This window comes from Marinobacter sp. MBR-99 (genome assembly GCF_040547575.1).
Classification (GTDB): domain Bacteria; phylum Pseudomonadota; class Gammaproteobacteria; order Pseudomonadales; family Oleiphilaceae; genus Marinobacter.
Map to the genome: position 1 here is coordinate 1 of NZ_JBEPPY010000038.1, position 8,463 is coordinate 8,463.

The following is an 8,463-nucleotide window of genomic DNA, read 5'->3' on the forward strand; positions in this document are numbered from 1 at the left end:
GCTTAAGGGGCTGGCTCGGGCTTCGGCATGGGCTCCTAGCCTTTGGGTTTGCGGGCGGGTACGTGGGGTGTGGGGTATTTTTCTTCTGGGAAAAACAACTCGCTTCGCTCAGACATCTTTTTCCCTGCCAGAAAAATACCCCACACCCCACTACCGACGGGCATTTCTGGTATTGGCTTTTTTGCCTGCGGCGGCTTTTTTTTAAAACTGTTGAGCTTTGGTGCTTTGTGGGTTTTGCTGGTGAGAGACCGATTTCGTTTACAACATTGGATTGGGAGGTATTGCTATGACCACGGACAAACGACGTCGTTATTCCGCACCGGTGGTGGATGGCATTAACAAGTCTGCCAGTCGCGCGATGTTGCGTGCGGTGGGGTTTCAGGATGAGGACTTTCGGAAGCCGCAGGTGGGTATTGCCTCTACCTGGAGTAATCTGACGCCCTGCAATATGCACATTGACGGTCTGGCCCGGGAAGCGGCCAAGGGGGCAGACGCAGCCGGTGGTAAGAGTCTGATTTTCAATACCATCACGATTTCTGACGGCATCGCCAACGGCACGGAGGGGATGAAGTATTCGCTGGTGTCGCGGGAGGTGATTGCGGACTCTATTGAGACTGTGGCCGGTTGTGAGGGTTTTGACGGGCTGGTAGCGATTGGTGGCTGTGACAAGAACATGCCGGGTTGCATGATGGGGCTGGCGCGGCTGAACCGGCCATCGGTGTTTGTTTATGGCGGTACTATTCTGCCTGGCGAGAATCATACCGATATCATTTCGGTGTTCGAAGCGGTGGGTGCCCATGCCCGCGGCAATATGGACCTGATTGAGGTGAAGCAGATCGAGGAAACCGCGATTCCTGGGCCGGGTTCCTGTGGCGGTATGTATACCGCCAACACCATGGCCTCGGCCATCGAAGCCATGGGCATGAGCCTGCCGGGCAGTTCGGCGCAGAATGCGGTGTCTGACACCAAGCTGGCCGACTGCGAAGCTGCGGGCGCGGCGGTACTGAAGCTGCTGGAAGCAGACATCAAACCGTCCGACATTATGACTCGTGAGGCTTTCGAGAACGCGATTACCGTGGTCATTGCCCTCGGCGGTTCCACCAACGCGGTGCTGCACCTGCTGGGCATGGCCAGTACCGTTGGTGTGGAGTTGTCGCTGGATGACTTCGTGCGCATTGGCAAACAGGTGCCGGTACTGGCCGACCTGCGCCCGTCTGGCCATTACATGATGTCGGAGCTGGTGGCCATCGGCGGTATCCAGCCGTTGATGAAAATGCTGCTCGACCGCGGCCTGCTGCACGGCGACTGCATGACTGTGACCGGACAAACACTGGCGGAAAACCTGGCTGGCGTAGAGCCCTATCCGGAAGACCAACAGATCATCCGGGCCTTTGAAAACCCAATCAAACAGGACAGTCACCTGCGCATTCTGTATGGCAACCTGGCACCGGAAGGCTCTGTCGCCAAGATCACCGGTAAAGAAGGCACCCACTTCTCCGGCCGGGCACGGGTGTTCCATTCCGAAGAAGAAGCCCAGGAGCGCATCCTCGACGGCACCGTGGTGGCCGGCGATGTGCTGGTCATCCGCTACGAAGGCCCCAAAGGCGGCCCCGGCATGCGGGAAATGCTCAGCCCCACCTCCGCCATCATGGGCAAGGGTTTGGGCAGCGACGTTGCATTGATCACCGACGGCCGGTTCTCCGGCGGCAGCCACGGCTTCGTGGTTGGCCATATCACCCCGGAGGCAGCGGTTGGTGGGCCGATTGCCCTGGTGGAAGATGGCGACACCATCACCATTGATGCAGTCAATAACTCCATCATCCTGGAGATCTCTGAAGAGGAAATGAAGAAACGGCGCAAGGCCTGGACGCCACCGGCACCAAGGTTTACTCGTGGGGTTCTCGCCAAGTATGCCCGAGTGGTCAGCTCTGCCTCTACGGGGGCCGTTACTGACCTGCCCTAGTCCCGCTTGGGCTGCTAGCCTTCCCGGCTTTCGGGGTGGGTCTGGCTTGGGCTCCCAGCCTTCCGGTTTACGGGCGGGCTTGCGGGGTGGCTGTTGGATTTTTTTTGGAAAAACAACTCGCTTCGCTCAGACATCTTTTTCCGGCAAAAAATCCAACAACCACCCCGCGCCGACGGGCATTGGCGGGGATCCGCTTGATAAAAAGACTTGTCGTTTTTGCATTCAGGAAGGGAAAGGGTCGATTCGGTAAAACGGTCACGCGCACTGCGGAATATTTTCTTTGCTTTTTACCCTTGGTATTTCTGTGCTGCACGTCGGTAGGGGGGTGTGGGGTATTTTTCTGGCAGGGAAAAAGATGTCTGAGCGAAGCGAGTTGTTTTTCCCAGAAGAAAAATACCCCATACCCCCCGTACCCGCCCCATAACCAGAAGGCTAGGAACGGGCAAACTAAAAATTACCAGGCCTTGTAAGGCAGGAACTTACCGTTAAGTGTAACCACCACCCGGTCGCCCTTGGGATTTTCCTCCTTCTCGATATCCATGGTGAAATCAATCGCACTCATGATGCCATCACCAAACTTCTCATGGATCAGCTCCTTCATGGTGTCGCCATACACACCCACAATCTCGTACAAACGGTAGATCAGCGGGTCCTGGGGCACACCGCCTTCCCAGGCTTTCTTCGGGCACACCTGCAATGCTTCTGCCACCGGTTTATCCAGGCCCAGGGTTTCGCAAAGGGCGAACGCCTTGTCTTCGGTGAAGCTGTTCATGCCCAGGCAAGCTGAGGTGGTGAACACCGGGGACATGCCGATAGCTTCAGCAATGGCTTCCCAGGTCATGCCCTTGGCAACTTTGGCTTCCAGGATTTTCGCGGTCATCAGTTCTTTGTTCATCATGGGTATTTCCTCTTGTGGACAATCAACATCAAGCATTCACCGCTCTCGCGGTGGTTTCGGTCTTGGTCTCGGATTCGGCCGGCGCCGGGTCGGGCGTCAGCTCATCGGTGCTGGGGTCTACTACTCTCGGGCTGCCATCCTGCTCCGGCAGCGCTGAGCCACTGCGATTCACCAGAAAATCCACCAGGTAATGCCGGATCTTTTGATGGGCAGGGTTCTGGAAAATGGTGGCCCGGGAGCGCGGGTGCGGCAGGTTTACCTTCACACTCTCGGCGATGCGGGCGTTGGGGCCGTTGGACATCAGGAAGATGCGGTCAGACAGCAGAATGGCCTCATCCACATCGTGGGTGATCATGAACACGGTCTGGCGGGTTTCTTCCCAGATTTTTACCAGCTCGTCCTGAATCACCCCGCGGGTGAGGGCATCCAAAGCGCCGAAGGGTTCATCCAGCAACAGCAGCTCTGGCTGGGTGGCGAAGGCGCGGGCGATGCTCACTCGCTGCCGCATACCGCCAGACAGCTGGGAGGGCTTGCGGTCCATGGCGTGGTCCAGGCCGACCATTTTCAGGTAGCGCTCGCTGTGCTCTCGCACCTTCTCTTTGGACCAGCTGGGCCAGCGAGCCTTTACCCCAAAGATGATGTTGTTCAGAGCGGTTTTCCAGGGCAGCAGGCTGTAGTTCTGAAACACCACGCCGCGCTCCAGGCCCGGGCCTTTCACTTCCTTGCCGTTCATCACCACGTTGCCGGTACTGGCCTCATCCAGGCCAGCCAACACGTTCAGGATGGTGGATTTGCCGCAGCCGGAATGGCCGATGATGCACACAAACTCCCCTTTCTGAAGGGCGAATCGGATATCTTCGAAGACCGTCAACTCACCGCCCTGCCCGTCCGGGTATACCTTCGACAATCCATCTACTTCCAGAAATGACTTACTCATAACACTTCTCCAGTCGGAGGGTTCTGGCGGGCGCCAGCTCAGTGGCGCCCTGCCCGATCATTCTTTGTATTCAACGAGCTTCTGAGCCTTGCCCAGGGCCAGGTCCAGCAGCATGCCCACCACCCCGATCATCAGGATGGAGAAGATCACACTGGCCAGGTCGAGGTTGTTCCACTCGTTCCACACGTAGTAACCAATACCGGTGCCACCCACGAGCATTTCCGCCGCCACAATCACCAGCCAGGCGATGCCGATGGAGATGCGCATGCCGGTCAGGATGGTGGGTGCCGCAGCCGGCAGGATCACCGTAAGGGCGGTTTTTATGGGGTTGAGTTCGTGAGTGCGGGCCACGTTTACCCAATCCTGGCGAACGTTGGCGACACCAAAGGCGGTGTTCAGCAGCATTGGCCAGATGGAGCAGATAAAGATCACGAAGATGGCCGACGCATCCGAATCCTGGATGATGAACAGTGCCAAAGGCATCCAGGCCAGGGGTGATATGGGCCGAAGCACCTGGATGTAGGGGTTGAGCGCCTTATACATCAGCGGCGACATGCCGATCAGAAAGCCCAATGGCAGTGCAATCGCCATGGCGGCCAGATACCCGGTCAACACCCGGTAAACCGAGTAGGCCAGTTGAATCCCGATACCCTTGTCGTTGGCACCGGCGTCATAGAACGGATTGGAAAGCTCTGCCCAGGCCACCCTGATGACGGCAGAGGGAGGCGGCACCCGGGATTCCTGGTCTGCGCCACCCATTAACAGTTCGTACTCAGACACAGCTTCCTGAGCCGCCGGTGGCTGTGTTGCCATTTCCCACATACCAAGGGCCAGAATCAGGAACGACACCGACAGCAAGGTCGCTCTCACATTCAACGAGGCCATGATTACACCCTCCCGATGGCAAAGCTGCGGGCGTACTCTTCCGGCGTTTCCGGATCAAAGGTTTTGCCCATGATGGTGTGGGTTTTGTAGGTTTCGGTGGGTGCGGTGTAGCCCATCTCACGCATCAGTTTGCCGGTTTCACCCGCCAGGTAGACCTGCTCGGCGATGCCTTTGTAATCCACATCGCCTTCGATGTAGCCCCAGCGCTTCATCTGGGTGAGAATCCACACGCCCATGGAATGCCATGGGAACGGGTCGAAATCGATACGGTCCGGCACGTTCTGCACCTCGCCCAGGCCGTCCGCATAGCGACCCGTCAATACCTGCTGGATGACTGGCACCGGCTGGTTGAGGTAGTTTCGTGGGGCAATGGCCTCGGCGATCTCTTTGCGGTTTCCAGGCTCATTGGAGTACTGGGTAGCGTCGATGATCGCTCGCAGCAGGGCGCCATAGGTGTTCGGGTTCTGGGTGGCAAACTTCTGGCTGCAGGCAAAGGCGCAGCACGGGTGCCCTTCCCAGATATCCTTGGTGAGCATGTGAATGAAGCCGACCTTCTCCCATACCGCACGCTGGTTGAAGGGGTCTGGTGACAGGTAGCCATCCAGGTTACCGGCGCGCAGGTTGGCAACCATCTCAGGTGGCGGCACCACCCGGATCTGAACATCTTTATCCGGGTCAATTCCGTTTTCAGCCAGGTAATAGCGCAACAGGAAGTTGTGCATAGAGTATTCAAAAGGTACACCGAACTTGAAGCCTTTCCATTGCTTCGGATCCCGCTTGTCCTTGTGGTCTACGTGCAGAACAATAGCCTGGCCGTTAATGTTCTCCACTGCTGGCATGATGAACGGCTCCGGCGTGGAACCGGCCCCCATGGTCATGGCCAGGGGCATGGGAGTCAGCATGTGGGAAGCATCGTATTCACCCGCCAGGGACTTGTCCCGGGCCACGGCCCAGCCAGCGGTTTTGGTGACAGTTACATCCAACCCATATCGCTCGTAGAAGCCCATCGGGTGCGCCATAATAATCGGCGTGGCGCAGGTGATCGGCACAAAGCCGACGTTGAGCTTGGTTTTCTCCAGCTTACCGAGAGACTCCTTCACCGCCGCCTTGGCTTTGTCCATGGGGAACACGGAGCCCAGCAATGCCGCTGCGGTGCCCGCCCCCATCATCTTCATAAAGCTGCGACGGCTATGATCGTTATGGCCGAACACGGAGCGCACCACAGCGCTTTCAATGGCGCGGTCCATCATGGCTTCAGAATCCATCCCGGTGGCGGACTCCTGAGACTGCGATCCCCCGGTCTGGCGGAGGTTCAACGAGGCAGACGGCAGGCTATCGCCAGGCTTACATTCCGGGCAGCCGCAGGTTTTGGCGTGGATCAGTGACTGGTCGCCGTCAAACGGGTTTCCTAGGCTCTTGGTTGTCATGGTGCACTCTCCCTACTCTCAGATAGTTTTTTGCACTCTTGCGGTGCAACTAAGACTCTGGTTTTGCCCGGACCTGTTCCGGCCTTGGCAAACAGCACGTTCTGAGAGGACTATTGCGGGGTTCATGCCAACTTCGAGGATATTTTTAACTACCTGTTTTTAATGACATTTATCAAGTCCAGCACCGTTCAGTCGCACTACGATATTTCGTAGATTACGATTTCTCGTAGTATTAGCTTCGATTTTTCGTAGTTGGCACAGGCTTTGTTTGGTTTCTTCCGTCACTCAAACGGAAGCCGGCATGAAACAGCCCGAACGCAGCGAAACTCACCAGTGGATCAACCACCTGCCCGAGGCCGCCCTTGTGGTGGATGCCGGCCAGGACCTGATCCTCGCCGCCAACAACGCCATGGCCCGAATGGCCGGCACCGATAGACAATCCATTGCCAATATGGCGTGCACCCAACTGTTTGCCGACCAGCGGCCGCAGCTAATCAACTTTACTGAGGAGACCCTGTTTCGTAGTCATGGCTGGAGCCGTGACTTCCACCTGAAACACCGGGATGGCCACACGGTTGAACTGGAAATTTCTTCTTCCTGCGTTGGAGAGGCAGAAGCCCAAACCCTGTTACTTCTGCTGCGAGACCGCCGACAACTGAGAACCCTGCGCGAACGCCACGAAGCCAATCACTACCACCGGGGCGGGCTGCTGGAATGGCGGCGCGTGGAAGAGCTTTTCAAGGATATGGAGCGGGAAAATCAGCTGATTCTGCATGCCGTTGGCGAGGGCATATACGGCGTCGATGCCGAAGGTCGCACCACCTTCGCTAACCCTGCAGCAGAGCGCATGCTGGGCTGGCGCATGGATGAACTTATGGGTAGGGTAATACACCGCGTTGTTCACCACTCCCACGAAGACGGCAGCCTTTACCCACTGAAAGAATGCCCTATCTACGGTGCCTTTCGGGATGGCAGCATCAAGCGTGTGGGCGACGACTGGTTCTGGCGCAAAGACGGCACCGGGTTCCCGGTGGAATACACCAGCACCCCGATCATGGATAACGGCCACCCGGTGGGTGCAGTCGTGGTGTTCCGGGACATCTCCGCCAGGCTGCAAGCCCAGAAGGAACTGCAGTCAGCACTGGAAGAAGTAGAGAGCCTGAAACGCCGACTGGAAATGGAAAATGCCTACCTACAGGAAGAACTCAGCGCGGAGTTCCACTTCCACGAAATCCTCGGCCAGAGCGACGCCATCAAAGCCATCGTTCGGCGCATCGGCATGGTGGCCCCCACAGATGCCAACGTTCTGATCACCGGCGAATCCGGCACCGGCAAGGAGTTGATTGCCCGAGCCATCCACCAGGCCAGCACCCGACGCGACCGCCCGCTGATCCGGGTGAACTGCGCCGCTATTCCAAAAGACCTGTTTGAGAGCGAATTCTTCGGCCACATCAAAGGCGCCTTCACCGGTGCCGTGAACGACAGAATCGGCCGATTCGAACTGGCCGACGGCGGCACCCTGTTTCTGGATGAAGTGGGTGAAATCCCTTTGGAATTGCAGGGCAAGCTGTTGCGGGTGCTTCAGGATCAGCAGTTCGAACGCGTGGGTGAGAACAAGACTCGCGCCGTCGATGTAAGAGTCATTGCGGCCACCAACCGGGATTTGAAAACGGAGGTGCAGGAGAAGACCTTCCGGGAAGATCTGTATTTCCGCCTGAACGTGTTCCCCATCGAATCCATCCCCCTGCGCAGGCGGCTTGAAGATGTTCCCATGCTCGCCCAGGAATTCCTGAACCGGGCCTGCCAGAAGTTCAATCGGCCGCCACTGGTTCTGACCGAGCGAGATGTGGCTACCCTCAAGGCCTACCACTGGCCGGGCAACGTTCGCGAGCTGGAAAACGTGATCGAGCGCCAGGTGATTACCGCCGATGGCCGCCTGGACCTTGACCTTCCGGGGTCTGAGCCGCAAGCGCTTGCGGCAATGAACTCAACACCATCGCGCCATTACGACAGTGAGCTGTTGACTGAGGTAGACCTGAAGGAGCTGGAGAAGCAGAACCTGATCAAGGCGCTGAAAATGACTGGCGGGCGCGTATTCGGAGACGACGGTGCGGCGGCGCTACTTGGCATCAAGCCGACGACTCTGAACTCACGCCTGGGCAAGCTCAAGTTGGATGCTCGGCAGTATCGGGCTTCTTAGGTGCGCGCTTGGGCTTGGCCTCCTAGCCTTCTGGGTGTGCGGGCGGGTACGCGGGGTATGGGGTATTTTTCTTCTGGGAAAAACAACTCGCTTCGCTCAGACATCTTTTTCCCTGCCAGAAAAATACCCCACACCCCCCCTACCGACGGGCAG

At 57.7% G+C, this 8,463-nt stretch carries 7 protein-coding genes; 3 read left to right on the forward strand and 4 right to left on the reverse strand.

The window, feature by feature from the left end:
- Window positions 1-290: hypothetical protein (locus ABIE59_RS19680; protein ID WP_354449499.1), on the forward strand; the 290-nt coding region annotated here is incomplete at its 5' end.
- Window positions 287-1,963, forward strand: coding sequence for a dihydroxy-acid dehydratase (ilvD, locus tag ABIE59_RS19685; protein ID WP_354449500.1), 1,677 nt, complete (start codon window positions 287-289; stop codon window positions 1,961-1,963). The genes ABIE59_RS19680 and ilvD, both read left to right, overlap by 4 nt.
- A gap of 454 nt (window positions 1,964-2,417) precedes the next feature.
- On the opposite strand, the gene cynS is transcribed toward ilvD, so the two are convergent.
- From cynS to ABIE59_RS19705, 4 genes are read right to left on the reverse strand one after another with little or no spacing between them, the layout of a single operon-like run.
- On the reverse strand, window positions 2,418-2,861 hold the full coding sequence (cynS, locus tag ABIE59_RS19690) for a cyanase (protein ID WP_354449501.1): 444 nt from the start codon (window positions 2,859-2,861) through the stop codon (window positions 2,418-2,420).
- A 28-nt stretch (window positions 2,862-2,889) separates the two neighbouring features.
- Window positions 2,890-3,798, reverse strand: a complete 909-nt coding sequence (locus ABIE59_RS19695; RefSeq protein WP_354449502.1) for an ABC transporter ATP-binding protein — start codon at window positions 3,796-3,798, stop codon at window positions 2,890-2,892.
- A 57-nt stretch (window positions 3,799-3,855) separates the two neighbouring features.
- Window positions 3,856-4,683, reverse strand: a complete 828-nt coding sequence (gene ntrB / locus ABIE59_RS19700) for a nitrate ABC transporter permease (protein ID WP_354449503.1) — start codon at window positions 4,681-4,683, stop codon at window positions 3,856-3,858.
- 2 nt (window positions 4,684-4,685) lie between these two features.
- On the reverse strand, window positions 4,686-6,110 hold the full coding sequence (locus tag ABIE59_RS19705) for an ABC transporter substrate-binding protein (protein WP_354449504.1): 1,425 nt from the start codon (window positions 6,108-6,110) through the stop codon (window positions 4,686-4,688).
- Window positions 6,111-6,411: 301 nt separating this feature from the next.
- Between ABIE59_RS19705 and ABIE59_RS19710 the strand changes: the two genes are divergently transcribed.
- A complete protein-coding gene (locus ABIE59_RS19710) occupies window positions 6,412-8,310 on the forward strand; it encodes a sigma-54 interaction domain-containing protein (protein WP_354449505.1) in 1,899 nt (632 codons plus the stop codon).
- Window positions 8,311-8,463 lie beyond the last annotated feature (153 nt).

Bases quoted from the DNA above. Each gene is read 5' to 3' on its own strand.
- ntrB (WP_354449503.1), bottom strand. From the start codon at position 4,683: ATGGCCTCGTTGAATGTGAGAGCGACCTTGCTGTCGGTGTCGTTCCTG.
- ABIE59_RS19710 (WP_354449505.1), top strand. From the start codon at position 6,412: ATGAAACAGCCCGAACGCAGCGAAACTCACCAGTGGATCAACCACCTG.
- ABIE59_RS19705 (WP_354449504.1), bottom strand. From the start codon at position 6,110: ATGACAACCAAGAGCCTAGGAAACCCGTTTGACGGCGACCAGTCACTG.
- cynS (WP_354449501.1), bottom strand. From the start codon at position 2,861: ATGATGAACAAAGAACTGATGACCGCGAAAATCCTGGAAGCCAAAGTT.
- ilvD (WP_354449500.1), top strand. From the start codon at position 287: ATGACCACGGACAAACGACGTCGTTATTCCGCACCGGTGGTGGATGGC.
- ABIE59_RS19695 (WP_354449502.1), bottom strand. From the start codon at position 3,798: ATGAGTAAGTCATTTCTGGAAGTAGATGGATTGTCGAAGGTATACCCG.